This window comes from Sulfitobacter aquimarinus (assembly GCF_040149565.1).
In the GTDB taxonomy this organism is placed as follows: domain Bacteria; phylum Pseudomonadota; class Alphaproteobacteria; order Rhodobacterales; family Rhodobacteraceae; genus Sulfitobacter; species Sulfitobacter aquimarinus.
This window is the reverse complement of the sequence record NZ_JBEFLO010000011.1, coordinates 16,452-39,096: the sequence shown is the minus strand read 5'-3', so window position 1 is coordinate 39,096 and position 22,645 is coordinate 16,452. Positions and strand designations below refer to the sequence as shown.

The following is a 22,645-nucleotide window of genomic DNA, read 5'->3' as shown; positions in this document are numbered from 1 at the left end:
TTAGCCTTGCGTGATGGTGACATTGCGCAGGGCCATATGCTGATCCACCAATGCGGTTTCCTGCGTGCTCAGGCTTTGGGCGCGGGGATACCTCGGCGCGGCGCGATCATTCAGGACTGTCGTATCCCACCCGTCTGTGGTGGCGAAAAATTCGGCCACACCGCCTGCGCCGAATTCGCGCAGATACCCCTGAACCACCACATCAAGATAGCTGAGCAGGATGTGCTGATCCGCGCCCGCGACCCAGGTATGTTGCGGCACGGAATAATGCGAAACCTGCGTTGCCGCATCGCGGGGGTGGGTCACGCTGTCGCCCGAAGCAATCCGTTCATACCCGTATTCGCGGGCGTCCAATGCGGCCCAGTCGGCATTCGGCACCTCGGCGATCAGCCCGTCAATGCTGGTGTGTGCATCGGGAACCACGCTCAGAAACGCCAAGCCGCGGCTTTCGGTATAGACCCATCTACGCCGCCATCCCGCCAGCCGCGCCCGCGAGGCGGCGGTATAGCTGTGGGTGTCGCGGTTCACGAGGCTGCCGTAGCCGAAGAAACAAGGATGCATTGGGGGCCTTTGCATTGATCAATTCCGATCTACCTAATCACCGCGGCACCGTCCGCGCAAGCGCACAAGCAGCGGATTGAAAAACCGGCGCAGCTTTGACAAAACGGGGCAAACGCGGAAGGGCAATAGCGATGAAATTTACCGAAGAACATTTGTGGCTGCGGGTCGAGGACGGCGAAGACGAGATTACCGTGGGCCTCAGCTCTTACGCGATTGAGCAGTTGGGCGATCCCAAATATATCGAATTGCCTGAAGAGGGCGATGTGGTCTCGGTCGATGATCCGGTTGTGGTGATCGAGGGCGACGACGACGCGATCGACGTGCTGGCCCCGCTGGACGGTGAGATCGCCGAGGTGAACACCCCGCTGATCGACGCGCCCGAAACCTTGTCCGAGGATGCCCAAGGCGACGGTTGGTTGTTCAAGATGAGTGTGGAGGACACGGCCGCTCTGGACGAGTTTATGTCCGAAGCGGCCTATCAGAAGTTCATCCGCTAGGGCCTATTCGGCCTCTGGCTCTGCGATCAAAAAGCTGAACTGCTTTTTCAGCTTGCTCCATGTCACCTTGTCTGGCGCGATCAGCAGATGGCCTTCGTGGCGGCTGGCGGAATAGTCACCACCGTCGAGCATTTCCACATGCGCGCCGGCCCGCTGTGCAATCAACGCGCCCGCCGCATGGTCCCACGGGTGCAGCAGCGCGGTCAGGCTGAAATCGATGTGGCCCTGCGCCAGCATACGGTATTCATGCGCCGAACAGCGCAATGTGTTGACCCGCCCGAACCCCGGGAAGGTCGCGGCCAGTTGGGCGCGGTGTTGTGCGGGGAACAGATGCAGTGGGATGATCCCTGACAGTTCTTCCATCGGTTTGGCGTCCGCAACCCTCAGCTCTTTTGCGGGGCCGATGGGGCGTTGAAGTTGCGGCGTGATCTGTTCGTCCGCAATGGCCCAGTCATCGCCGACGGGATCATAGATCAGCCCGAATACAGGTTTGCCAAAACGCGTGGCGGCAATAATCACCCCGAACATTGGCAGGCCGCGGGCGAAATTCCATGTACCGTCCACGGGATCAATCACAAAGGCCAGCTGCGCCTCGGCGATACCCTCAAGCGCGGCGGGTTTGGATGCGACAGCCTCTTCGCCGATGACCAGCGCAGAGGGGAATGCAATTTGCAGCGCACGGGTGATCATCGCCTCGGCACGGGTGTCGGCATCGGTGACCAGATCATCGGCGCCCGACTTAGTGCGAATCTCGCCGTCGGAGAGGCGGCGGAAGCGGGGCATGATCTCGGCGCGGGCGGCGCGGCGCACGATATTGATGACTTGGCGGCGCTGTGCAGGCGTCAGAGCAGGCGGCAGCGTTGCAGGGACAGATGGTTCGGGTGTTGTGTCGGTATCGGACATGGGGGCACTCCTTGTTTCAATCTATGGTACGCCGCTGTGCAATTGAGGCAAAGGGGGAACTGGGGGCGGTTACTCCCGCCCGCGCAGGACTTGGGCAGGGCGGGCTTGCAGCGCACGGCGGGCAAAGCCCAGCCCCGCAAGCACGGTGGCAATGATACCGCCCGCGATGATGCTGAGCGCTGAGGGCCAGATCACCGAATAGCTGGTTTTCATCACAAAGGTGCTGACGGCCCAGCCGCCCAATCCACCCGCCAGCAAGGCAACCGCCCCCGCCGCAAAGCCTAACAAGGCTGCCCGCAAGATAAAGCTGGCCGCGATCATCCGCCGCGTGGCCCCCATTGTCTTGAGCATCGCGGCCTCATAGGTGCGCGCATCGGCCCCTGCCGCCGCAGCGCCGATCAGCACCAGAAAGCCCGTCAGTAGCGTAGCCGCAGCGCCATAAGATGTGGCTGCTGCCAGCCCTGCCAGCACATCGGCCACCCGCGCGATCGCATCCTTCACGCGGACCGCTGTGATGTTGGGGAACTCCTGCGCCAAATCCCGCAGAATCTGCGCCTCGGCCTCTGGCTCGGCATAAACGGTCGAGATGAAGGTATGCGGCGCGCCCTGCAACGCAGCAGGGTTCAGGGTAAAGACAAAGCCAAGGCCAGCTGTGGAAAAGTCGACCTCCTGAAAGCTGGTGATCGTGCCTTGGATGTCGCGGCCAAGGATGTTGAATGTCACGGTGTCGCCAAGAGTCAGGCCGATCTCCTCGGCCTCTTCACGCGCCACACTGATCTGCGGGGGGCCAGCGTAGTCGGCGGGCCACCACGCGCCGTCGGTGATCACGGCCTTGTCGCCGGGTTGGGCCGCATATGTCAGCCCACGGTCACCCGTCAGCGCCCAGTGGTCGCCGCCTGTTTCCACAGCGGGGCGGCCATTGATCATGGTCACAACACCGCGCAGCATCGGTGCGCTGTCGATGCGGCTGACGGCGGGGTCGGACTCTAGCCGTTCGGTATAGCCTGCCATCTGGTTTTTCTGGATATCAACAAAGAAATAGCTGGGGGCGACATCGGGCAGGTTGCCCGCAATCGCCTGCCGCAGGTTGCCGTCGATCTGGCCCACGGCGGCTAGTACTGACAGACCCAGACCCAGAGACAACACAACAGCGCCCGCGCCCTCTCCTGTGCCGCCAATCGCGGCCATCGCCCACCGCCAGCGGGGCCGCCCGCGCAAACGGTGGCTGAGGCGGCGCGCCGCGATGCGGATCAGAAATGCGGCAAGCGTCAGCAGCGCCAATGCGCCCGCAATCCCGCCCAAGGTCCACAGCGTCAGGAACCAGTTGCCGTTGAACCAACCTGCCAATGCGACAAGGACGACCACCGCACTCACCGTGGCTGCGATAAAGGGCAGCGCGGGCAGGCGGCTTGCCCCGTCCCACGAATCGCGAAACAGGGTGGCAGCACGCACACGGTCGGTGCGGGCCAGCGGCCAAAGGGTGAAGATAAACGCGGTGAGCAGGCCATAAAGCGCCGCCTCGGTCAGCGGGGCGGGATAGATGGCAAAGGCGGCAGGGATCGGCAGACGCGCCTCAAGCACGGGGGCAAGGGCAATGGGGGCCGCCGCGCCAAGGATCAGGCCGATGGTGACGCCCAGTAGGGACAGGATACCGATCTGGATGAAATAGGTCTGAAAGATGGTCGAGCGGTTGGCCCCGAGGGCACGCAGGGTCGCGATAACTTCGGTCTTGCGGCTTAGATAGCTGCGCACCGCAGCTGATACGCCAACGCCACCCACAGCCAGACCCGACAGCCCTACAAGGATCAAAAACGCGCTCAGCCGATCAACAAATTGCGCCACACCGGGCGCGCCATTGCGGGCATCGCGCCAGCGCATACCGCTGTTGGCAAAGGTCTCGGCGGCGGCGTCTTCCAGTTCGGGGATGGCCGTGCCTTCAGGCAGAGTCAGGCGGTATTTGCTGTTGAACAACGTACCGGGGGCCAGCAGGCCCGAGGCCTCAAGGCTGTCGCGCAGCACCAAGGTCCGCGGCCCCAGCGCAAAGCCCGCGCCCGCGCTGTCAGGCTCACGCGTGATTTCAGCGCGCAGCGTGAAGGCTTGCGTGCCCAAAGCGAAGGCGTCCCCGAGCCGAAGGCCGAGGCGGTCGATGAGCGCCCGTTCCATCACAGCACCCGGCACGCCGTCTTGCACGGCCAAAGCATCAGCCAGCGGCATATCAGGATCAAGCGCGACCGATCCGACCAGCGGATATAGGTCATCAACCGCTTTCACCTGCGTCAGTGCCCGGTCGTCGCCCGCCGCCGCCATTGAGCGGAAGTCGGCAACCTCGGAGACAGCAGTGGCTTGCGCGCTCATCCACTCCAGTTCGTCGTCATTTGCGAAACGGTAGGTCAGCTCAAGCTCTGCATCGCCGCCCAACAGGGCGGCACCCTCGCGGGCCAGCCCCGCCTCGATCCCAGCACGGACAGAGCCGACCGCCGCAATTGCGGCCACCCCAAGCGCAAGACAGGCCAGAAACAAACGGAACCCTTGCAACCCGCCGCGCAATTCACGGCGGGCAAATGTCGCGGCCAGACGCAGGCTCATGTTGCGATGCGCCCGTCGCGCAGGGTGATGACACGGTCGCAGCGGTCCGCCAGCGCGTCCGAGTGGGTGACCAACACCAAAGTCGCGCCGTGCCGGTCGCGCAGATCAAACAGCAGATCCATGATCGCCTCGCCATTGGCACTGTCGAGGTTCCCTGTCGGTTCATCCGCCAGCAATATCGCAGGGCGCGGGGCGGTGGCGCGGGCAAGGGCCACGCGCTGCTGCTCGCCGCCCGACATCTGCGCGGGGTAGTGCCCCATCCGCGCCCCAAGGCCCACGGTCTGCAACGCGGCCTCAGCTCGGGAAAAGGCGTCTTCGTGACCGGCCAGTTCCAGCGGGGTGGCGACATTCTCCAATGCGGTCATCGTCGGGATCAGGTGAAAGGACTGGAACACAATGCCCATCCGGTCACGGCGAAACCGCGCCAGCGCGTCCTCGTTCATCGCCGTCAAATCCTCGCCCATCGCTTGGACGCTGCCGCCTGTTGCCTGCTCCAGTCCGCCCATTACCATCAACAGCGATGATTTGCCCGACCCTGAAGGCCCGATCAGCCCGATGCTTTCGCCCGCAGCGACCTCCATCGAGATGCCGTGCAGAATATCTACGGGTCCGGCATTGCCATTCAGGCGTAGGGCTGCATCTTTAAGAGAGAATATTGGATAGCTCATGAGAGGGCCCTTTGGTGGCGTCTCAATGGGATATGGAGGGAATATGCGAATGCGCAAGGCTTTGACAGGCATTCTTCTTATTTGGGCTGCGCTTTTCGGCGGTGCTGCGCAGGCGGACGGCGTGGTCATCGCCGCCCTTGGGGACAGCCTGACCCAAGGCTACGGCCTGCAACAAAAGGACGGGTTCGTGCCGCAGCTAGAAAACTGGCTGCACGAAAACGGCGCGGTGGATGTGACGTTGATCAATGCTGGCGTGTCTGGCGATACCACGGCGGGGGGCTTGTCGCGGATCGGTTGGACGTTGGAGCCGCAGGTGGATGCGCTGATCGTTACACTGGGCGGGAATGATTTGTTGCGCGGGCTCGACCCCGCGCAGGCCCGCAGTAATATCGAGGGCATTCTTCAGGCCGCACAGGCCGCGCAGGTTGAGGTGTTGTTGATCGGGATGCAGGCTCCGGGGAACTTTGGCCCCGAGTACAAAGCGGATTTCGACGCTTTGTATCCCGAGCTGGCGCAGACCTATGGCGCGCTTTTCCTGGAAAGCTTTTTTATCGGTCTGAGCGAGGATGGCACCATCCCCAGCCCTGCGCAGGCCCGCGAATGGTTTCAGGATGACGGCATCCACCCCAACCCCGAAGGGGTCTTGCGGATCGTCGAGGGCATCGGGCCACAGGCCCTGAAACTGATCGACAAAGTGTCGCCCTAGCGCAGTGCCTGAATTTTAGGCAGGCCTTCTGCGGAAATGCCTGTGAATAAATTTTACCAGTTGATAAAAAAATAGACCTATGCCAGCGTGATGCGAAAGAACGGTTTTCGCAAAGGAATTGCGCATGGCAAACAAGGTATTTGACGCGGGTGTGCAGGCAGGGCGCTTGCCCCCCGAAACCTATGAGGCCCATTTTTCGGACCTGCATCCGCCGCTGGGCGGGCATGAAGCCGTTGTTGCCGCCGACCGCTGTTACTTTTGCCACGATGCACCCTGCATCACGGCCTGCCCGACGGATATCGACATCCCGATGTTCATCCGCCAGATCGCGACAGGCACGCCCGATGCGGCGGCCAAAACGATCCTGAGCCAGAACATCATGGGCGGCATGTGCGCACGTGTTTGCCCGACAGAACAGCTGTGTGAAGAGGCCTGTGTGCGCGAAGCGGCAGAGGGCAAGCCGGTGCTGATCGGCCAGCTGCAACGTTTCGCCACTGACCATCTGCAAGAACAGGGCATCCACCCTTTCACCCGTGCCGAGCCAACAGGCAAGCGCGTTGCCGTTGTCGGCGCTGGCCCTGCGGGTCTGAGCGCTGCGCACCGTCTCGCGATGCTGGGCCACGATGTTGTGGTCTATGACGCACGCGCCAAGGCGGGCGGTTTGAACGAATACGGCATTGCGACCTACAAAACCCCCGACAACTTTGCGCAGGGCGAGGTCGACTGGCTGCTGAAAATCGGCGGTATCACGATTGAGACGGGCAAGGCGCTGGGCGCTGACCTGAGCCTCGATGCCTTGCGCAGTGATTTCGACGCGGTCTTCCTTGGTATGGGGCTGACGGGCGTTAATGCGCTGGGTGCAGCAGGTGAGGATAAGGAAGGCGTGTTGGATGCGGTCGATTTTATCGCTGACCTGCGGCAGGCAAGCGATGTGGCAAGCGTGCCTGTGGGCCGTGACGTGGTGGTGATTGGCGGCGGGATGACCGCCGTTGATGCCGCTGTGCAATCCAAACTTCTGGGGGCGCTGAACGTCACGCTGGTCTACCGCCGTGGCCGCGACCGAATGAACGCGAGCGTGTTCGAACAAGACCTCGCTGCCTCCAAAGGCGTGCGGATCGTGACCCACGCGACGCCGAAGGCCGTGCACGGCAACGGTTCTGTGCGCGAGATCGAATTCGACTATGTCGGCGATGACATGCAGCCCACCGGAGAAACCCTGCGCCTTGCGGCGGATCAGGTGTTCAAGGCCATCGGCCAGACGCTGGAGGGGGACGGGTTGCCCGATTTGCAGGGGCGTAAGATCGCGGTGGACGGCACGGGCCGCACCAGCGTGCAGGGTGTCTGGGCAGGGGGCGATTGCGCCTCGGGCGGGGATGACCTGACGGTGACAGCCGTGGCCGAAGGGCGCGATGCGGCGATGGATATTCACATGGTTTTGAGCGGGAGCGCATAGGATGGCTGATCTGACAACTGACTTTCTGGGTATTAAGTCTCCCAACCCGTTCTGGCTGGCCTCGGCTCCGCCGACGGATAAAGAATACAACGTGCGGCGTGCATTCGAGGCAGGCTGGGGCGGGGTCGTCTGGAAGACGCTGGGCATGGAAGGCCCGCCTGTCGTCAATGTAAACGGCCCGCGCTACGGCGTGATCCACGGGGCGGACCGCCGCGTGCTGGGCCTCAACAACATCGAGCTGATCACCGACCGTGATCTGCAAACCAATCTGGACGAGATCACCCGCGTCAAAGCCGACTACCCCGACCGCGCCCTGATCGTGAGCATCATGGTGCCGTGCGAGGAGCAGGCGTGGAAAGACATCCTGCCAAAGGTCGAAGCGACAGGCGCCGACGGGATCGAGCTGAACTTTGGCTGCCCGCATGGCATGAGCGAGCGGGGCATGGGCGCGGCCGTGGGCCAAGTGCCCGAATACATCGAAATGGTCACGCGGTGGTGCAAGCAGTATTACTCAAAACCCGTGATCGTAAAGCTGACGCCGAACATCACGGACGTCCGCCAACCTGCCGCCGCCGCCAAGCGCGGCGGGGCGGATGCGGTGAGCCTGATCAACACGATCAACTCTATCATCTCGGTCGATCTGGACAGCATGTCACCCGAACCAAGCATTGATGGCAAGGGATCGCACGGCGGCTATTGCGGCCCTGCGGTCAAACCCATCGCGCTGAGCATGGTTTCGGAAATCGCGCGCGCGCCCGCCACGGCGGGTCTGCCGATCAGCGGGATCGGCGGTGTCACCACATGGCGCGATGCGGCAGAATTTATCACCATGGGCTGCGGCAACGTGCAGGTCTGCACGGCGGCGATGACCTATGGTTTCAAGGTGGTCCAAGAGATGATCAGCGGTCTGTCCGAATGGATGGACGAAAAGGGCCACACCTCGATACAGGACTTTATGGGCGCTGCTGTACCCAACACGACCGACTGGCAGTATCTGAACCTCAACTACGTGAGCAAGGCGTCGATCAATCAGGACGACTGCATCAGCTGCGGGCGCTGCTTTGCCGCCTGCGAAGATACCTCGCACCAAGCGATTGCCATGTCCGAGGACCGCACGTTCAGTGTGATCGACGAAGAATGCGTTGCGTGCAACCTGTGTGTCGAAGTCTGCCCCGTCGAAAACTGCATCACCATGGTCGAGATGGAGCCCGGAACAACCGATCCGCGCACAGGCAAGGTTGTTGAAGATGTCTATGCCAACTGGACAACGCATCCCAACAATCCCTCGGCCACTGCGGCGGAGTAAGGGACGCGGCGCTCACTCCGCTGGTGGTTTAATCGCCGTTGGCGGTGCTTTTGCAAGGATTGGCGCGGTTGGGAGAGGGTCGGGCGGTGCGTAGCGGTCGACCTCTTTCGGGCGGTCCAACAGGCCGCCTTTGTCGGCAGGGGTCACGGCAATCGCATCAATAAGCGCCTTGGTGCGGGCCGCGTCCTGTGCCCGTACTGCCCCTTGCCGCCTTTCGTCGACAACATCGGCTGCGCCTTCTTTTGCCTGTGCGGTCACGACCGAATCCGGCACTGCCCGTGAGGCCCTGCGCGTGGCGGCCTGCTGTTCGCTGCTGGCTTGGCCACTGCTGTTGTTGTTGTTGTTGCCGGCGGCATCGCCGCTTGCCGATGATTGCGCCGAGGGCTGCACCGATGCGCTTTGTTCCGGACCTGTCTGGGGCTCAGCGGTCTGGGATGACGCGGGCGGGGTGCCTGCGCTCATCAAGTTTATTGGAATATTCAAAGCCATTTTCGCTTCCTTCTCTGCAAAGAAAGCCCGCCACCCAAGGCTAAACTGGTGCCGAATCTCTCAACAAACCATTAACGGGCATGTCAGATCATGCGGAGTGGTTAACGCCTAGGGCGTCTGCGGCTGGAGCACCTTGCGGAACATTTGCTCTAGATGGGCTGCGGCGCGGACGCTGGGGTTCTCGCCGCCCAGCAGGACGCTGACCTGCGCGCCGAAGTCGGCGTAGTGTTGCGTTGCTGCCCAGATTGAAAAGATCAGATGCGGGGGGTCAACAGGGGCAAGTTTGCCCGCGTCGATCCAGTTCTGGATGATCGCACATTTGCGGTCAAAGAGCGGTTTCAGCTCATCTTGCAGGTGGTTCATGATACGCGGCGCGCCTTGCAGCATTTCGCCTGCAAAGAGTTTGCTTTCATCGGGAAGCTCCAGCGACATGTCCAGTTTGTGCCGAACGTATCCCAGCAGTTCCTCAACCGGATCACCGTCTGGATCAAGCTCGATCAACGGGTCCAGCCATGTCTCTAGTAGTTGGCTCAGTAGGGTGACATAGATCGCGGTTTTGCTGTCGAAGTAATAAAGAAGGTTGGGTTTGCTAAGGCCAGCGCCTGTGGCGATGCTGTCGAGGGTCGCACCGCCGTAACCGTCACGCGAAAACACAACAAGGGCGGCGTCCAGAATCAGGCGGCGGTTGCGCATTTGGATGCGGCTTGGCTTTTTGGTTGGGGGGGTCGTCACGGTATGCTCCACCAGATGCTGTAAAATTAGGCAAAACGCAAAAGCCTCTGTGCCTGTTTCTAAAGCAGTTCTTGACAGACATGAAGGGAGGAGTGATCGTCTCTTTACCAATTGGTAAAATTTACGGTCGCAACAGCATTGCGATCTGATCATAGACAGGAGCCAACCAATGCCAGCGCCGGGACAGAACCTTAAAGTTAACCCTGACCGTCTTTGGGACAGCTTGATGGAGATGGCGCAGATTGGCCCCGGTGTGGCGGGGGGCAATAACCGCCAGACGCTGACGGATGCGGACGCCGAAGGGCGTGCGTTGTTCCAGAAGTGGTGTGAGGACGCGGGTTGTACCATGGGCCTTGACCAGATGGGGAATATGTTTGCCCGTCGGGAAGGCACGGACCCTGAGGCGCTGCCCGTTTATGTTGGCAGCCACCTTGATACCCAGCCGACGGGCGGGAAGTACGACGGGGTGCTGGGTGTTCTGGGCGGATTGGAAATTCTGCGCACGATGAATGATCTGGGCATCCAGACGAGGCACCCGATTGTGGTGACAAATTTCACCAATGAAGAAGGCACGCGCTATGCCCCTGCGATGCTGTCGTCGGGTGTGTTTGCGGGCATCCACACGCAAGATTGGGCCTATGCCCGCAAGGACGCCGAGGGCAAATCCTTTGGCGATGAGCTGACGCGCATCGGCTGGCGTGGCGAAGAAGAAGTGGGCGCGCGCAAGATGCATGCCTTTTTTGAGCTGCACATCGAACAAGGTCCGATACTGGAGGCCGAGGGCCGTGACATCGGTGTGGTCACGCATGGGCAGGGTCTATCGTGGACGCAAGTGACGGTCACGGGCAAGGACGCGCATACAGGCTCGACCCCGATGCCGATGCGCAAGAACGCTGGGCTGGGTATGGCGCGGATATTGGACAAGGTGGACGAGATCGCATGGAGCCATGCACCCCACGCCGTCGGGGCTGCGGGCCATATCGACGTCTTCCCCAACTCGCGCAATGTGATCCCCGGCAAGGTCGTGTTTACGGTTGATTTCCGCTCGCCCGATCTGAGCGTGATCGAGGATATGGAGGCGCGGCTGCGTGTCGAGGGGCAGAGGGTTGCCGACGAGATGGGGCTGGAGATTGAGTTTGAAAAGGTCGGCGGGTTTGATCCCGTGGCCTTTGACGAGGGGTGTGTCACGGCGGTGCGCAACGCAGCGGAACGGCTGGGTTATTCCCACATGAACCTGATTTCAGGCGCGGGGCATGACGCGTGCTGGATCAACCGTGTGGCCCCGACGGCGATGGTGATGTGTCCGTGTGTGGACGGGTTGAGCCATAACGAGGCGGAAGAGATCACCAAGGAATGGGCGATGGCGGGGGCAGATGTGCTGATGCATGCGGTTGTCGAGACGGCGGAGATTGTTGGGTAGCGTTTGAGGCTGCGGGAGGACTGGGGCCAGCCCCAGACCCCGGAGGATTTATGGCCAGAAAAAATAGGCGAATTGATCGCTAGGTTTTGGGGAGATTCAGATGAGTAAGGTTATCAAGGGCGGTACCGTTGTGACGGCAGACCGCACGTGGAAAGCGGATATTTTGATCGAGGGCGAGAAGATCGTTCGCATTGGCGAGGACCTGAAGGGCGACGAGTATATCGACGCGGAGGGGGCCTATGTGATCCCCGGCGGGATTGATCCGCATACGCATCTGGAAATGCCGTTCATGGGGACCACCGCCGCCGAGACATTCGAGAGCGGGACCTGGGCTGCGGCCTGTGGCGGGACCACGATGGTTGTGGATTTCTGCCTGCCCGGCGCCGATGGCTCGATCAAGAATGCGATCAATGAGTGGCACCGGAAAAGCGCGCCGCAGATTTGCTCGGACGTGGGCTATCACATGGCGATCACGGGTTGGGACGAGAACGTCTTTAACGAGATGAAAGACGCGGTAGACATGGGGGTGAACTCCTTCAAGCATTTCATGGCCTATAAAGGCGCGTTGATGATTGAAGACGACGAGATGTTCGCCTCCTTCAAGCGTTGTGCGGAGCTGGGTGCGCTGCCGATGGTGCATGCGGAGAACGGTGATCTGGTCGCCGAGTTGCAGCAGAAGTATTTCGATCAGGGGATTACGGGGCCGGAGGGGCATGCCTATTCCCGCCCGCCCGAGTTGGAGGGCGAGGCTGCCAACCGTGCGATCACGATTGCGGATACGGCGGGGGTGCCTTTGTACATCGTGCATGTGTCCTGTGAGCAGACGCACGAGGCCATTCGCCGTGCGCGGCAAAAGGGGATGCGTGTTTACGGCGAGCCGTTGATCCAGTTCCTGACGCTCGATGAGAGCGAGTATTTCAACAAGGATTGGGACCATGCGGCGCGGCGGGTGATGTCACCGCCGTTCCGCAGCAAGGACCATCAGGACAGTCTGTGGGCTGGCTTGCAGGCGGGGAGCTTGCAGGTGGTGGCGACGGACCACGCGGCGTTCTCGACCGAGCAGAAGCGGGCGGGGCGCGATGATTTCCGGATCATTCCGAACGGCTCGAACGGGTTAGAGGAACGCCTGGCCGTGCTGTGGACCGAAGGGGTCGAGACGGGGCGGTTGACGATGAACGAATTTGTGGCTGCCACCTCGACCAATGTTGCGAAGATTTTGAACATCTACCCGCGCAAAGGGGCGCTGGTGGAAGGGGCGGATGCGGATATTGTTGTTTGGGATCCGAAGATCACCAAGACGATCTCGCCTGCGAACCACCATTCGGTTCTGGATTACAACGTGTTTGAAGGGTTCGAGGTGCGGGCGCAGTCGCGGTTTACGCTGTCGCGTGGGGAAGTGATCTGGGCGTGGGGGCAGAACTCGCAGCCTAATCCCGGGCGCGGGCGGTTTGTACCGCGGCCTGCATTCCCGAGTGCAAATGTGGCGCTGAGTAAGTGGAAAGAGTTGAATTCGCCCAAGATGATCAAGCGTGATCCGTTGAATATTCCGGCGGGGATTTGATACCTTGAATTTGTTTTACCAAGAGTTGGGGTTGAGGGGAGTTCTCGTAACTGTCCTAGCGTTACTGCTGCTGCCGATCTACACCGATGGTGTGTTCGATATATGGGACTTTTTCATCGGAGCGGTTGGAATTTGGTTTGGATATTCCTGTTTGCGCAGGCGAAAGAGTCTTCCTAACCCAGAAATCATTCTTGCATCACTTATTGTTAGCTTCTCCCTCGCAATAGTTGTCGGTGTGTTTAACGATGGTGGGTTTTTATATTCTTTTGAAATACTTACGGGTGGTGTGCCAGAGGGTTTTGGAGACTGGCAACGGACTTTGAAAACTCAAAGGTTAGTCATGTTTAGCGCTGCTTTGGGTGGTTTACTGATTTATATGATAACTAAGTTTTTCCCAACGACACGTTTTGACGTTGTGGAGGAGTCCTAATATGAGCGATCCAACAAAGGTGATCTCAGCTAAAAACCTCGACCTGACTTTCGAGACGAATGACGGCCCTGTCCATGCGCTCAAGGGTGTTGATCTGGACATCAAGCAGGGGGATTTTGTCAGCTTTATTGGGCCTTCGGGCTGTGGGAAGACGACTTTCCTGCGGGTGATGGCGGATTTGGAGCAGCCTACGGGGGGGGAGATTACAGTGAATGGTGTCACCCCCGCGCAAGCGCGTGAGGCGCGGGCCTATGGCTATGTGTTTCAGGCGGCGGGGCTGTACCCGTGGCGCACGATTGGCGGGAATATCCGGTTGCCGCTGGAGATTATGGGCGTGCCGAAGGCCGAGCATGCGGAGCGGGTTGCGAAGGTGCTGGAGCTGGTGGAGCTGAGCGGGTTCGAGAAGAAGTTTCCGTGGCAGTTGAGTGGCGGGATGCAGCAGCGGGCGAGCATTGCGCGGGCGCTGGCGTTTAACGCCGATATCTTGTTGATGGATGAGCCGTTTGGTGCGCTGGACGAGATTGTGCGGGATCATTTGAATGAGCAATTGCTTAAACTGTGGGACCGGACGGGCAAGACGATTGCCTTTGTCACGCACTCGATCCCCGAGGCGGTGTATCTGAGCACGAAGATTGTGGTGATGAGCCCGCGGCCCGGGCGGATTACGGATGTGATCGAGAGTACCTTGCCGCGTGAGCGCCCCTTGGACATTCGGGACAGCCCCGAGTTTTTGCAGATTGCGCACCGTGTGCGTGAGGGGCTGCGTGCGGGGCATCTGGATGAGTGATGTCATGCGACGTGCGCGTTCCGCGGCACCCCGCCCGCCATCCCACTTGGGGATGAACTTTGATGGTGTGTGTGGGGTGTCTGTGGGATTGAGTTTAGCCGGCAAAATGAAGCGGGGGGCGGTGTGAGATCTGTTGGTCCGGTTCTGTGTGTTATTGGTGCGATTTTGGGCATCTGGTTGCTGGCTGTTGTGCCGATGAACATGCATCTGGTTGCGGATCAGGCGCAACGTAGCGGGGTTGTTGTGCAACCTGAAACGCCCAAGGAGCGGCAGGAACTAAGTGGTGTGGCACTTGCGCTGCGCAATGTGGGGATCATTCCACAGACTTATACGTTCAAGCGACCAAGGTTGCCCAGTCCGCATCAGGTGGCGGGCGAGATGTATGCGACTATTTTTGAAAAGAAAATCACGTCGAAGAGGTCGCTTGTCTATCATGGCTGGGTGACGCTGGCGCCGACATTGTTGGGGTTTGCGATTGGAACTGGGATGGGGATTTTGCTGGCTGTAGGCATTGTTTACAGTCGGGTGATGGACCGTTCGGTCATGCCATGGGCGATTGTAAGCCAGACGATTCCTATTCTGGCGCTGGCACCGATGGTGATTGTTGTCTTGGGCTCGATGGGGGTTCAGGGGCTTTTGCCGAAGTCGTTGATCGCGGCGTATTTATCATTCTTTCCCGTTGTTGTCGGCATGGTGAAGGGGTTGCGCAGCCCGTCTGCGATGCAGCTTGATCTGTTGCGGACTTACAATGCGTCGGGGTCGCAGGGGTTTTGGGCGCTGCGGTTGCCCGCTTCTGCGCCCTATCTTTTTGCCTCGTTGAAAATTGGCATATCGGCCTCGTTGGTGGGGACGATTGTGGCGGAGCTGCCGACGGGTGCGCGAGCGGGGTTTGGCGCGCGGATGTTGGTGGGGGACCAATATGGCCAACCGCTTGTGAGTTGGGCTGCTTTGTTTGCAGCGGCGCTGACGGCTGCGGCTTTGGTCGGGATTTTCAGCGCGGTTGAGCGGCTGACCCTTCGGCGCATGGGGATGGCAGCAGCATGATGTGGATTGTTATGGCCATTGTAATCTGGGCTGCTGGGTGGTGGCTGAATGTTGTGCTGTCCAATGGTCCTGCGTCCGATCGCGTTTGGGTACGGGTCGTGGTGCCTGCGATTTTTGGTCTGACCATTGTAATCGTCTGGGAACTTTTGGTGCGTGGGTTTGAGGTAAACCCTGTGATCCTGCCCGCGCCTTCGGCTGTGGTTGCACGGTTGATGTCGGAAGGTCCGATGTTGTGGGCGGATTTCCAGCAGACTGTTTTGAAGGGTGCGTTGAGCGGGTATATCGCGGGCACTTTGGCGGCGTTTGGTGTGGCCGTGCTTGCGGATCGGTCGGCGTTTCTGACCCGTGGAATTTTGCCTGTGGGCAGTTTTATGGCGGCGCTGCCGATTGTGGGGACGGCCCCGATTTTGGTCAAATGGCTCGGGAGTGGGTGGGAATCCAAGGCGGCCGTGGTCGCGGTTATGGTTTTCTTTCCTATCCTTGTGAACACGGTTGCGGGGCTGAAAGATACCAGCGTTATGCAGCGCGATCTGATGCGGACTTATGCGGCGGGGTATTGGGCGACACTGTTCAAGCTGCGCCTGCCTGCAGCGATGCCGTTCATTTTTAACGGGCTCAAGATCGGGACCACGCTTGCGCTGATCGGCGCGATTGTTGCTGAATTTTTCGGCTCACCTACTGTTGGGATGGGGTTTCGCATCTCGACCAGCTTTGGGCAGCTTGCGCTTGATCTGGTCTGGGCCGAGATTGTTGTGGCGGCGTTGGCGGGTAGTGCGTTCTATGGCGTTATGACTTGGATAGAAAAGCGGGTGACTTTTTGGCACCCTTCGCAACGATAACCACGATCCCGCCTAAGCGGGGCACAGTATTAACCAACCGACTTGGAGGTCGAACGATGAAGAAATTTATGATGGCAGCGGCATGTGCCGCAACGATGGGCGGCACGCCTGCTTTTGCTGATGGTCACGCAAACACTGTGACGCTGCAATTGCAGTGGGTCACGCAATCGCAGTTTGCGGGCTATTACGTTGCTGCAGACAAAGGATTCTATGAAGAGGAAGGTCTGGACGTGACGATTTTGTCCGGCGGGCCTGATATTGCTCCGCCGCAGGTTTTGGCAGGGGGAGGTGCGGATGCGATGCTGAACTGGATGCCAAGTGCGCTTGCTGCGCGCGAAAAGGGTCTGCCAGTGGTGAACATCGCGCAGCCGTTCAAGACATCCGGTCTGATGCTGACCTGCTGGAAAGATACCGGCATTACGGGTGTGCAGGACTTTAAAGGCAAGACGATCGGCGTCTGGTTCTTTGGTAACGAATACCCGTTCCTGTCGTGGATGTCTCAGGAAGGGATCAGCACCGATGGTGGTGAGGACGGCGTTACCGTTCTCAAGCAAGGGTTCAACGTCGACCCGCTGTTGCAGCGTGAGGCGGACTGTATCTCGACCATGACCTATAACGAATATGGTCAGGTTCTGGATGCGGGCGTGAACCCGGATGAGCTGGTGACGTTCAAGTACGAAGACCAAGGTGTCGCCACGCTTGAGGATGGCATTTATGTGCTGGAAGAGAACCTTGAGGATCCGGTTTTTGTCGACAAAATGGTGCGCTTTGTGCGGGCTTCGATGAAGGGCTGGAAGTACGCTGAAGACAATCCAGAAGAAGCGGGCGCAATTGTGATCGAGAACGACGAATCCGGTGCGCAATCGGAAGAAGCCCAAGTGCGGATGATGAAAGAGATCGCCAAACTGACTGCAGGGTCGGACGGCGCATTGGTTGAGGCTGACTTCCAGCGGACAGTCGATACGCTGCTGGCGGGTGGTTCTGATCCGGTGATCTCCAAGCAGCCTGAAGGCGCGTGGACCTCTGCGATCACGGATGCTGCGCTGAAGTAAACGCTGCGGATTGATGACAGAGGGGCCGGTGCGGTTGTGCCGGCCCTTTTTTTGTTTCTGGTCGCTTGGGTTTTTCGCTGGGCGCCATTCCATGGGTGCAATTGCGTGGAGCGTCCGAGTGTGAGTGGTTGGGCGGTGGTGTGTCTTCGACTTGATCTCATCGCAATAAAAAAAGGCCGGTGAGAACACCGGCCTTTGATCTTCTGAAGTATTGTACCCTTAAAGAACGGTAACAGTCGTGCCGATTGGCACACGCTGGTACAGGTCTTTGACGTGCGCGTTCAGCATGCGGATACAGCCGTTGGAGACTGAGCGGCCAATGGATTTTGGTGCTGTTGTCCCGTGGATGCGGAAATAAGTGTCTTTGCCGCCTTGGAACAGGTACAGTGCGCGGGCACCCAACGGGTTGTCTGGCCCGCCTGGTTGCGCTTCGGTGTTGCCGATAAAGCGTTTGTACGCGGCTGGGTTCCGTTCAATCATCTCGTTGGTGGGGCGCCATGTGGGCCACTCTTTCTTGACCGCGATGGTGGCGGAGCCTGTGAATTCCAGACCCGCTTTGCCGACGCCAACGCCGTAGCGGCGGGCGATGCCTTTGTCGGTCACGAAATACAGGTAGTAGCTGCGCGGCAGGATCAGCAATTCGCCAACTTTATAGGATTTCTTGATTCGAACCTCTTGGGGCGTCGGGTCAAAAGCGGCCGCCTGGGCGGACACAAGCTGGGGCAGTGCGGTGGCAGCGGCAGTGCTGGCGATAAAGGTGCGACGGTGCATATGTAGGGTCCTTCTACAGCGTTTCTACCACTAATGGCGTAAACGGGCGTGTTTAATCAAGCCCAAGCAAGCAAAAACCGGCCACTCGTTGCAGAATGGCCGGTCAAAATTTTGTGAAATCTACGTGAGCGGCAAAAAGCCGCCCAAGGATTTATGCAAGCGCGATGTTTGTCGCGGACTCGCGGCCGTCACGGCCTGCTTCGATGTCGAAAGTCACTTTCTGGTTGTCGGCCAGACCTGTGAGGCCAGCGCGCTCAACAGCTGAGATGTGTACGAACACGTCTTTGCTGCCGCCATCGGGTGCGATAAAGCCGAAGCCTTTTGTTGTGTTAAACCATTTTACGGTGCCAGTAGCCATTCCGTAGTCTCCTAAGTAGTATGCCATCCGCGGTAGTGCGATGGCCCGGCTTGGTCGGTCTGTAATCGAGAGACTGAACGCAGGTGCGGAGACAGTGGTCTGGATAAAGATAACGTAGCTGACCCTTCATATGGCATGGTCCTTCGGTTTTTTCAAGCGTCAACAGGGCAATTGGCGTAGAACTGCCAGTTGTAGTCGTGCAGGGTGGGGGCGGGCCAGGCGAGGTTAAGATGTTGCGTAAAAATGATAATATGACCCCCTCAGAAGAGGATGCGGTGTGGATTGGCGCAGGTTTGTTGCGCGCCCGAATTTTGCGCTTTGGCGCGACACTTCAGGATCTGCGCCTTGATCCTTTTGCGAATCCTCTTGTCCTGTCCCTTCCCGATGCGGCGTATCGCGGCAGCGCGCGCGCGCTGTACGCGGGGGCTGTTGTCGGGCGTGTGGCGGGGCGGATCGCCAATGGGCGCACAGCAATCGAGGGCGCGCCTTTGCAGTTGCCTGTGAACGCGGCACCGCATCATCTGCACGGCGGGCCTGACGGGTTTTCGCATCAGGACTGGCGGATCACGGCGCTTTGCGCAGAGTCCGTTACCTTGTCGTTGACCAGTCCGGCGGGCGCGGGCGGGTACCCCGGAACGCTGGAGGTCACGGCGCGGTACGAGGTACGCGCTCCGTCGACGTTGACACTTACCCTTGAAGCGCACAGCGATGCGCAGACTTTGGTGAACCTGTGTCATCACCCGTATTTTAATTTGCGCGGGACGGGGCGCATTGACCAACACGCGCTGGAATCGCCTGCGCAATCGTACCTGCCCTCGGATGCGGATGCCCTGCCCACGGGTGAAATCGCGCCGGTTGCGGGAACGGCGTTCGACTTTACCAAGCCGCGCCTTTTGGGGGATGCGGCCTTTGACAACAGCCTGTGTTTGCATGACGCGCCCTGTGGGCCGCTCGCATTTGCCGGACGGTTAAGCGCGGGCGCAGGCGCGCCACGGATGGAGATCTGGACCACGCAACCCGCCCTTCACATATATGACGGGCGCAGCATTGCGGCAGGTGCAGGCCCCCGTTCGGGCGTCGCACTTGAGGCGCAGGGATGGCCCGATGCGCCGAACAATGCTGCATTCCCCAGCGCAATTCTGGAGCCTGACACTCCCTATAGACAGGTCGTGGAATACCGCTTTTTCAACTAAAAACGGCTGGATTTTTCCTTTGCAGATCACCCGCGTGCCGCAGGCTTGCCCAGATTGTGCGGCATACCGCGCCATGAGTGACGTTTGGTGGACGATAAGGGGGCGCAAAGATGCGTATTTTGGCGGTTGATGATGATCCGGTTGTGTTGGACATGTTGGGTACGGCGCTAGAGAGCAGCGGGCTGGACGATATTACCTTTGCCACCAGTGCCGAGGACGCATTGGAATTGATCGAGGTCGCGAGCCGGCCCTATGACATCTTCTTGCTTGATGTGATGTTGCCCGGCACCAGCGGCATAGAAGTGTGCCGCAGTCTGCGCCAACGGCCCAGATACCGCGCAACGCCTGTCCTTATGATAACGGCCAGCCGCGCAGGCGACATGATGGCCCGTGCGTTCGAGGCGGGTGCCACAGATTTTGTAAGCAAGCCTTTCGACACGCTCGAATTGGTCACGCGGATCAGGCTGGCCGCCATGTTGGGCGACAGCCGCCAACGCGAGGCAATGCACGCCGATGCCGTCGGAGAGCTGAGCCAATTGACCGAAGTGTCATTTGACGCACGTTTTGACCTGAAACCCAACGCGGGTGTCAAAGGGTTTTTGGCAATGGAGAACGAGCTGCTGCGCCGTGCAGATGCGCTGTACGAGGTGACGATGTTCAGCGTCCAGATCGACAATGCTTTGGGATTTTTCCGCGGCAGCAGGCCCGCGCAATTTCGTGCAGGAATAGAGGCCGCAGCCGCCGTATTGAGTGACGTTCTGGATACGGACGAGACACGATTTGCCTATGCGGGGCGGGGCGCGTTTATTGGTGTGGGGCATGCACATGGGCAGATCGACATGGGCGCAACCCAACGCGCCGCGAACGCGGGACTGGCAAAGAGCTGGGACAATTTTACAATGGGGCAGCCGACGCCGCTGACCCTGAAACTTCAGCGGATAGAGGGGCCGCCGTTTTGGTCGGGAAAGGCCGCCGCGGATGCGATGCGCAGCTTCCAGCGCCGTCCCGATCTGGCTGTGCAGGCCGACCCTTACGAGGTAGACGGGTTGTTCAAGCGGCTGTCGGTTCGGATTTCTTCTGGCTGAGCGGGGGCAACCTCTGCCTCCAGTTCGGCCAGTTTCTCGCGCAGCTTGGCGGCTTTTTGCAGCAGATTGTTGGGCTTCATCGCTTCGTTCGGGATGCAGTGGCTGTTGGTGGGGTTCGTCGCAAGCGATACGCCTGAAACGGGTGCGGTGATGATCCCTTGGCGCAGCAGCTGCGCCTGAATGCCGCTGGCAACGTCTGGTGTGACCTTTAGGTGGCGCACTAACATTTCGGGCGTGCAGCGGTTGTGCGCCCGCGCAATGATACTTGCGACTTTCATGTGGTGCGGTGCGACAGGCGCGGCCAGTGCGGGCAGGGCAGGGGCGACAGTCACGGCAGAAAGCGCGCTTAGGAAAAATCGTCTGTTCATATGTGTAATATGGGGGCCGTGCGCTGGCGTGCCACGGGGGAAATGCCCGCCCGCTTTGCCATTGACGTAGAAAAGGGCGACCTGATGGCCGCCCTAACTATCTGTAGAGTAATGCGAAATATGCGCAGCCTAGCGCATGAACTTCTTATGCTTGAGGCGCTTTGGCTCAAGGGCATCGGCACCCAGACGGCGCTTTTTGTCTTCTTCATAGTCCTCGAAGTTGCCCTCAAACCACTCCACATGGGCCTCGCCCTCAAAGGCAAGGATGTGGGTGCAGATACGGTCAAGGAAGAAGCGATCGTGCGAGATGACCACAGCGCAGCCCGCAAAATCAACCAAGGCGTCTTCGAGTGCCCGCAGCGTTTCTACATCCAGATCGTTCGTCGGTTCATCGAGCAGCAGCACGTTGCCGCCTGATTTCAGCAGACGTGCCATGTGGACGCGGTTGCGCTCCCCACCTGACAGCAGGCCGACCTTTTTCTGCTGGTCGCCGCCTTTAAAGTTGAACGACGAGCAATAGGCGCGGGAGTTCACTTCGGCGTCGCCCAGCTGAATCAATTCGGCCCCGCCGGTGATCGCCTGCCAGACGTTGTCATCGGGGTTCAGATCATCGCGGGACTGGTCGACATAGGACAGTTGAACGGTATCGCCGATCTCGACCGTGCCTGAGTCGGGCTGTTCCTGCCCTGTCAGCATCTTGAACAGTGTCGATTTGCCCGCACCGTTGGGGCCGATCACGCCGACAATGCCACCGGGCGGCAGTGAGAACTCGAGATTCTCGACCAGAAGCTTGTCGCCCATTGCTTTGGTCAGCCCTTCGACGTCGATCACCTTGCCGCCCAGACGCTGGCCATTCGGGATGACGATCTGTGCCCGCGTCAGCTTTTCGCGCTCTGACTGGTCGGCCAATTCGTTATAGGATTTGATCCGCGCTTTGGATTTCGACTGGCGGGCCTTGGCGCCCTGGCGCATCCACTCAAGTTCACGCTCAAGCGTTTTCTGACGTGATTTGTCCTCACGCGATTCTTGCGACAGACGCTTGGCCTTGGCTTCCAGCCAGTCCGAATAGTTCCCCTCGTTCGGGACACCGCGGCCACGGTCCAGTTCCAGAATCCATGTGGTGATGTCATCGAGGAAATACCGGTCGTGGGTGACGATCAGGATCGTGCCTTTATAGGCGATCAGGTGCTGTTGCAGCCACGCGATCGTTTCCGCATCAAGGTGGTTGGTCGGCTCATCGAGCAGCAGCATTTCAGGCGCTTCGAGCAGCAGTTTGCACAGCGCCACGCGGCGTGCTTCGCCGCCCGACAGGTTGGCAATATCGGCGTCATCGGGCGGGCAGCGCAGTGCCTCCATCGAGACGTCGATCTGGCTGTCGAGGTCCCACAGGTTCTCGGCGTCGATCTGGTCTTGCAGGGCGGCCATCTCGTCCGCTGTTTCGTCCGAGTAGTTCATCGCCAGCTCGTTATAACGATCAAGGATCGCCTTTTTGCCTGCAACACCCAGCATCACGTTTTCACGCACGGTCAGGGTTTCGTCCAACTTCGGCTCCTGCGGGAGATAGCCGACTTTGGCGCCCTCGGCGACCCAGGCCTCACCTGTATAGTCCTTGTCCAGACCGGCCATAATTTTCATCAGCGTGGATTTGCCTGCGCCGTTGACGCCGACCACACCGATTTTCACACCGGGGAGGAAGTTGAGGTGGATGTTCTCAAAGCATTTCTTGCCGCCGGGATAGGTCTTGGAGACCCCTTGCATGTGATAGACGTATTGATAGGCGGCCATGATGCGCTCCTGATGTTTGTCTTGTGTTGATGCTGCAATATCTGCCGCAGG

At 59.8% G+C, this 22,645-nt stretch carries 23 protein-coding genes; 13 read left to right on the top strand and 10 right to left on the bottom strand.

Annotated elements, in window-relative coordinates:
• Complete coding sequence (locus ABMC88_RS16315) at positions 1 to 561, bottom strand: gamma-glutamylcyclotransferase family protein (RefSeq protein WP_349577951.1); 561 nt, start codon at positions 559 to 561, stop codon at positions 1 to 3.
• Positions 562 to 692: 131 nt separating this feature from the next.
• Between ABMC88_RS16315 and ABMC88_RS16310 the strand changes: the two genes are divergently transcribed.
• Positions 693 to 1,058 carry a glycine cleavage system protein H gene (locus ABMC88_RS16310; RefSeq protein ID WP_349577950.1) on the top strand — a complete coding sequence of 122 codons (366 nt, stop codon included), beginning with the start codon at positions 693 to 695 and terminating at the stop codon, positions 1,056 to 1,058.
• A gap of 3 nt (positions 1,059 to 1,061) precedes the next feature.
• On the opposite strand, the gene ABMC88_RS16305 is transcribed toward ABMC88_RS16310, so the two are convergent.
• The 3 genes from ABMC88_RS16305 to ABMC88_RS16295 form a co-directional block, all read right to left on the bottom strand.
• Positions 1,062 to 1,961: an inositol monophosphatase family protein gene (locus tag ABMC88_RS16305; protein ID WP_349577949.1), complete on the bottom strand. Its 900-nt coding sequence runs from the start codon at positions 1,959 to 1,961 to the stop codon at positions 1,062 to 1,064.
• 69 nt (positions 1,962 to 2,030) lie between these two features.
• Positions 2,031 to 4,547: an ABC transporter permease gene (locus ABMC88_RS16300; protein WP_349577948.1), complete on the bottom strand. Its 2,517-nt coding sequence runs from the start codon at positions 4,545 to 4,547 to the stop codon at positions 2,031 to 2,033.
• Entirely contained in the window at positions 4,544 to 5,215 is a 672-nt protein-coding gene (locus tag ABMC88_RS16295) for an ABC transporter ATP-binding protein (RefSeq protein ID WP_349577947.1), read from the bottom strand. The genes ABMC88_RS16300 and ABMC88_RS16295 overlap by 4 nt, the downstream gene beginning before the upstream one ends.
• A 49-nt stretch (positions 5,216 to 5,264) precedes the next feature.
• On the opposite strand from ABMC88_RS16295, the gene ABMC88_RS16290 reads away from it, so the two are divergent.
• From ABMC88_RS16290 to preA, 3 genes are all read left to right on the top strand, one after another.
• Positions 5,265 to 5,921, top strand: coding sequence for an arylesterase (locus tag ABMC88_RS16290; RefSeq protein ID WP_349577946.1), 657 nt, complete (start codon positions 5,265 to 5,267; stop codon positions 5,919 to 5,921).
• 124 nt (positions 5,922 to 6,045) lie between these two features.
• Entirely contained in the window at positions 6,046 to 7,374 is a 1,329-nt protein-coding gene (locus tag ABMC88_RS16285) for an NAD(P)-dependent oxidoreductase (protein ID WP_349577945.1), read from the top strand.
• 1 nt (position 7,375) lies between these two features.
• On the top strand, positions 7,376 to 8,680 hold the full coding sequence (gene preA, locus ABMC88_RS16280) for an NAD-dependent dihydropyrimidine dehydrogenase subunit PreA (RefSeq protein ID WP_349577944.1): 1,305 nt from the start codon (positions 7,376 to 7,378) through the stop codon (positions 8,678 to 8,680).
• Positions 8,681 to 8,692: 12 nt separating this feature from the next.
• On the opposite strand, the gene ABMC88_RS16275 is transcribed toward preA, so the two are convergent.
• Together ABMC88_RS16275 and ABMC88_RS16270 are read right to left on the bottom strand one after the other, a co-directional pair.
• A complete protein-coding gene (locus tag ABMC88_RS16275; protein ID WP_349577943.1) occupies positions 8,693 to 9,169 on the bottom strand; it encodes a hypothetical protein in 477 nt (158 codons plus the stop codon).
• A gap of 108 nt (positions 9,170 to 9,277) precedes the next feature.
• Positions 9,278 to 9,862 carry a TetR family transcriptional regulator C-terminal domain-containing protein gene (locus tag ABMC88_RS16270; RefSeq protein ID WP_349578001.1) on the bottom strand — a complete coding sequence of 195 codons (585 nt, stop codon included), beginning with the start codon at positions 9,860 to 9,862 and terminating at the stop codon, positions 9,278 to 9,280.
• A 208-nt stretch (positions 9,863 to 10,070) separates the two neighbouring features.
• Between ABMC88_RS16270 and ABMC88_RS16265 the strand changes: the two genes are divergently transcribed.
• From ABMC88_RS16265 to ABMC88_RS16235, 7 genes are all read left to right on the top strand, one after another.
• A complete protein-coding gene (locus ABMC88_RS16265) occupies positions 10,071 to 11,321 on the top strand; it encodes a Zn-dependent hydrolase (protein ID WP_349577942.1) in 1,251 nt (416 codons plus the stop codon).
• 100 nt (positions 11,322 to 11,421) lie between these two features.
• Positions 11,422 to 12,882, top strand: coding sequence for a dihydropyrimidinase (hydA, locus tag ABMC88_RS16260; RefSeq protein WP_349577941.1), 1,461 nt, complete (start codon positions 11,422 to 11,424; stop codon positions 12,880 to 12,882).
• A 4-nt stretch (positions 12,883 to 12,886) separates the two neighbouring features.
• Positions 12,887 to 13,312: a hypothetical protein gene (locus tag ABMC88_RS16255; RefSeq protein WP_349577940.1), complete on the top strand. Its 426-nt coding sequence runs from the start codon at positions 12,887 to 12,889 to the stop codon at positions 13,310 to 13,312.
• A 1-nt stretch (position 13,313) separates the two neighbouring features.
• Positions 13,314 to 14,099 carry an ABC transporter ATP-binding protein gene (locus tag ABMC88_RS16250; protein ID WP_349577939.1) on the top strand — a complete coding sequence of 262 codons (786 nt, stop codon included), beginning with the start codon at positions 13,314 to 13,316 and terminating at the stop codon, positions 14,097 to 14,099.
• Between the two features lie 123 nt (positions 14,100 to 14,222).
• Positions 14,223 to 15,143: an ABC transporter permease gene (locus ABMC88_RS16245; RefSeq protein ID WP_349577938.1), complete on the top strand. Its 921-nt coding sequence runs from the start codon at positions 14,223 to 14,225 to the stop codon at positions 15,141 to 15,143.
• A complete protein-coding gene (locus ABMC88_RS16240; RefSeq protein ID WP_349577937.1) occupies positions 15,140 to 15,982 on the top strand; it encodes an ABC transporter permease in 843 nt (280 codons plus the stop codon). The genes ABMC88_RS16245 and ABMC88_RS16240 overlap by 4 nt, the downstream gene beginning before the upstream one ends.
• A 56-nt stretch (positions 15,983 to 16,038) precedes the next feature.
• The gene (locus tag ABMC88_RS16235) at positions 16,039 to 17,034 is read left to right on the top strand and encodes an ABC transporter substrate-binding protein (RefSeq protein ID WP_349577936.1); all 996 of its coding nucleotides are present in this window, start codon (positions 16,039 to 16,041) and stop codon (positions 17,032 to 17,034) included.
• Positions 17,035 to 17,253: 219 nt separating this feature from the next.
• On the opposite strand, the gene ABMC88_RS16230 is transcribed toward ABMC88_RS16235, so the two are convergent.
• Positions 17,254 to 17,805 (bottom strand): L,D-transpeptidase, encoded by a 552-nt coding sequence (locus tag ABMC88_RS16230; protein ID WP_349577935.1) that lies wholly within the window; start codon positions 17,803 to 17,805, stop codon positions 17,254 to 17,256.
• Between the two features lie 151 nt (positions 17,806 to 17,956).
• Positions 17,957 to 18,163 (bottom strand): cold-shock protein, encoded by a 207-nt coding sequence (locus ABMC88_RS16225; RefSeq protein WP_007117950.1) that lies wholly within the window; start codon positions 18,161 to 18,163, stop codon positions 17,957 to 17,959.
• 251 nt (positions 18,164 to 18,414) lie between these two features.
• Between ABMC88_RS16225 and ABMC88_RS16220 the strand changes: the two genes are divergently transcribed.
• Together ABMC88_RS16220 and ABMC88_RS16215 are read left to right on the top strand one after the other, a co-directional pair.
• The gene (locus ABMC88_RS16220) at positions 18,415 to 19,356 is read left to right on the top strand and encodes an aldose epimerase family protein (RefSeq protein WP_349577934.1); all 942 of its coding nucleotides are present in this window, start codon (positions 18,415 to 18,417) and stop codon (positions 19,354 to 19,356) included.
• A gap of 110 nt (positions 19,357 to 19,466) precedes the next feature.
• Positions 19,467 to 20,441 carry a response regulator gene (locus ABMC88_RS16215; RefSeq protein WP_349577933.1) on the top strand — a complete coding sequence of 325 codons (975 nt, stop codon included), beginning with the start codon at positions 19,467 to 19,469 and terminating at the stop codon, positions 20,439 to 20,441.
• Here ABMC88_RS16215 and ABMC88_RS16210 read toward each other — a convergent pair.
• Both ABMC88_RS16210 and ettA read right to left on the bottom strand, forming a co-directional pair.
• Positions 20,387 to 20,809 carry a hypothetical protein gene (locus ABMC88_RS16210; RefSeq protein ID WP_349577931.1) on the bottom strand — a complete coding sequence of 141 codons (423 nt, stop codon included), beginning with the start codon at positions 20,807 to 20,809 and terminating at the stop codon, positions 20,387 to 20,389. The two genes, ABMC88_RS16215 and ABMC88_RS16210, sit on opposite strands and share 55 nt — an antisense overlap.
• A gap of 129 nt (positions 20,810 to 20,938) precedes the next feature.
• On the bottom strand, positions 20,939 to 22,594 hold the full coding sequence (gene ettA, locus ABMC88_RS16205) for an energy-dependent translational throttle protein EttA (RefSeq protein ID WP_349577930.1): 1,656 nt from the start codon (positions 22,592 to 22,594) through the stop codon (positions 20,939 to 20,941).
• Positions 22,595 to 22,645: the final 51 nt, after the last annotated feature.

Coding starts and splice junctions, on each gene's coding strand:
- ABMC88_RS16315 (WP_349577951.1), bottom strand. CDS start 561: ATGCATCCTTGTTTCTTCGGCTACGGCAGCCTCGTGAACCGCGACACC.
- ABMC88_RS16310 (WP_349577950.1), top strand. CDS start 693: ATGAAATTTACCGAAGAACATTTGTGGCTGCGGGTCGAGGACGGCGAA.
- ABMC88_RS16305 (WP_349577949.1), bottom strand. CDS start 1,961: ATGTCCGATACCGACACAACACCCGAACCATCTGTCCCTGCAACGCTG.
- ABMC88_RS16300 (WP_349577948.1), bottom strand. CDS start 4,547: ATGAGCCTGCGTCTGGCCGCGACATTTGCCCGCCGTGAATTGCGCGGC.
- ABMC88_RS16295 (WP_349577947.1), bottom strand. CDS start 5,215: ATGAGCTATCCAATATTCTCTCTTAAAGATGCAGCCCTACGCCTGAAT.
- ABMC88_RS16290 (WP_349577946.1), top strand. CDS start 5,265: ATGCGCAAGGCTTTGACAGGCATTCTTCTTATTTGGGCTGCGCTTTTC.
- ABMC88_RS16285 (WP_349577945.1), top strand. CDS start 6,046: ATGGCAAACAAGGTATTTGACGCGGGTGTGCAGGCAGGGCGCTTGCCC.
- preA (WP_349577944.1), top strand. CDS start 7,376: ATGGCTGATCTGACAACTGACTTTCTGGGTATTAAGTCTCCCAACCCG.
- ABMC88_RS16275 (WP_349577943.1), bottom strand. CDS start 9,169: ATGGCTTTGAATATTCCAATAAACTTGATGAGCGCAGGCACCCCGCCC.
- ABMC88_RS16270 (WP_349578001.1), bottom strand. CDS start 9,862: ATGCGCAACCGCCGCCTGATTCTGGACGCCGCCCTTGTTGTGTTTTCG.
- ABMC88_RS16265 (WP_349577942.1), top strand. CDS start 10,071: ATGCCAGCGCCGGGACAGAACCTTAAAGTTAACCCTGACCGTCTTTGG.
- hydA (WP_349577941.1), top strand. CDS start 11,422: ATGAGTAAGGTTATCAAGGGCGGTACCGTTGTGACGGCAGACCGCACG.
- ABMC88_RS16250 (WP_349577939.1), top strand. CDS start 13,314: ATGAGCGATCCAACAAAGGTGATCTCAGCTAAAAACCTCGACCTGACT.
- ABMC88_RS16240 (WP_349577937.1), top strand. CDS start 15,140: ATGATGTGGATTGTTATGGCCATTGTAATCTGGGCTGCTGGGTGGTGG.
- ABMC88_RS16235 (WP_349577936.1), top strand. CDS start 16,039: ATGAAGAAATTTATGATGGCAGCGGCATGTGCCGCAACGATGGGCGGC.
- ABMC88_RS16230 (WP_349577935.1), bottom strand. CDS start 17,805: ATGCACCGTCGCACCTTTATCGCCAGCACTGCCGCTGCCACCGCACTG.
- ABMC88_RS16225 (WP_007117950.1), bottom strand. CDS start 18,163: ATGGCTACTGGCACCGTAAAATGGTTTAACACAACAAAAGGCTTCGGC.
- ABMC88_RS16220 (WP_349577934.1), top strand. CDS start 18,415: ATGACCCCCTCAGAAGAGGATGCGGTGTGGATTGGCGCAGGTTTGTTG.
- ABMC88_RS16215 (WP_349577933.1), top strand. CDS start 19,467: ATGCGTATTTTGGCGGTTGATGATGATCCGGTTGTGTTGGACATGTTG.
- ABMC88_RS16210 (WP_349577931.1), bottom strand. CDS start 20,809: ATGAACAGACGATTTTTCCTAAGCGCGCTTTCTGCCGTGACTGTCGCC.
- ettA (WP_349577930.1), bottom strand. CDS start 22,594: ATGGCCGCCTATCAATACGTCTATCACATGCAAGGGGTCTCCAAGACC.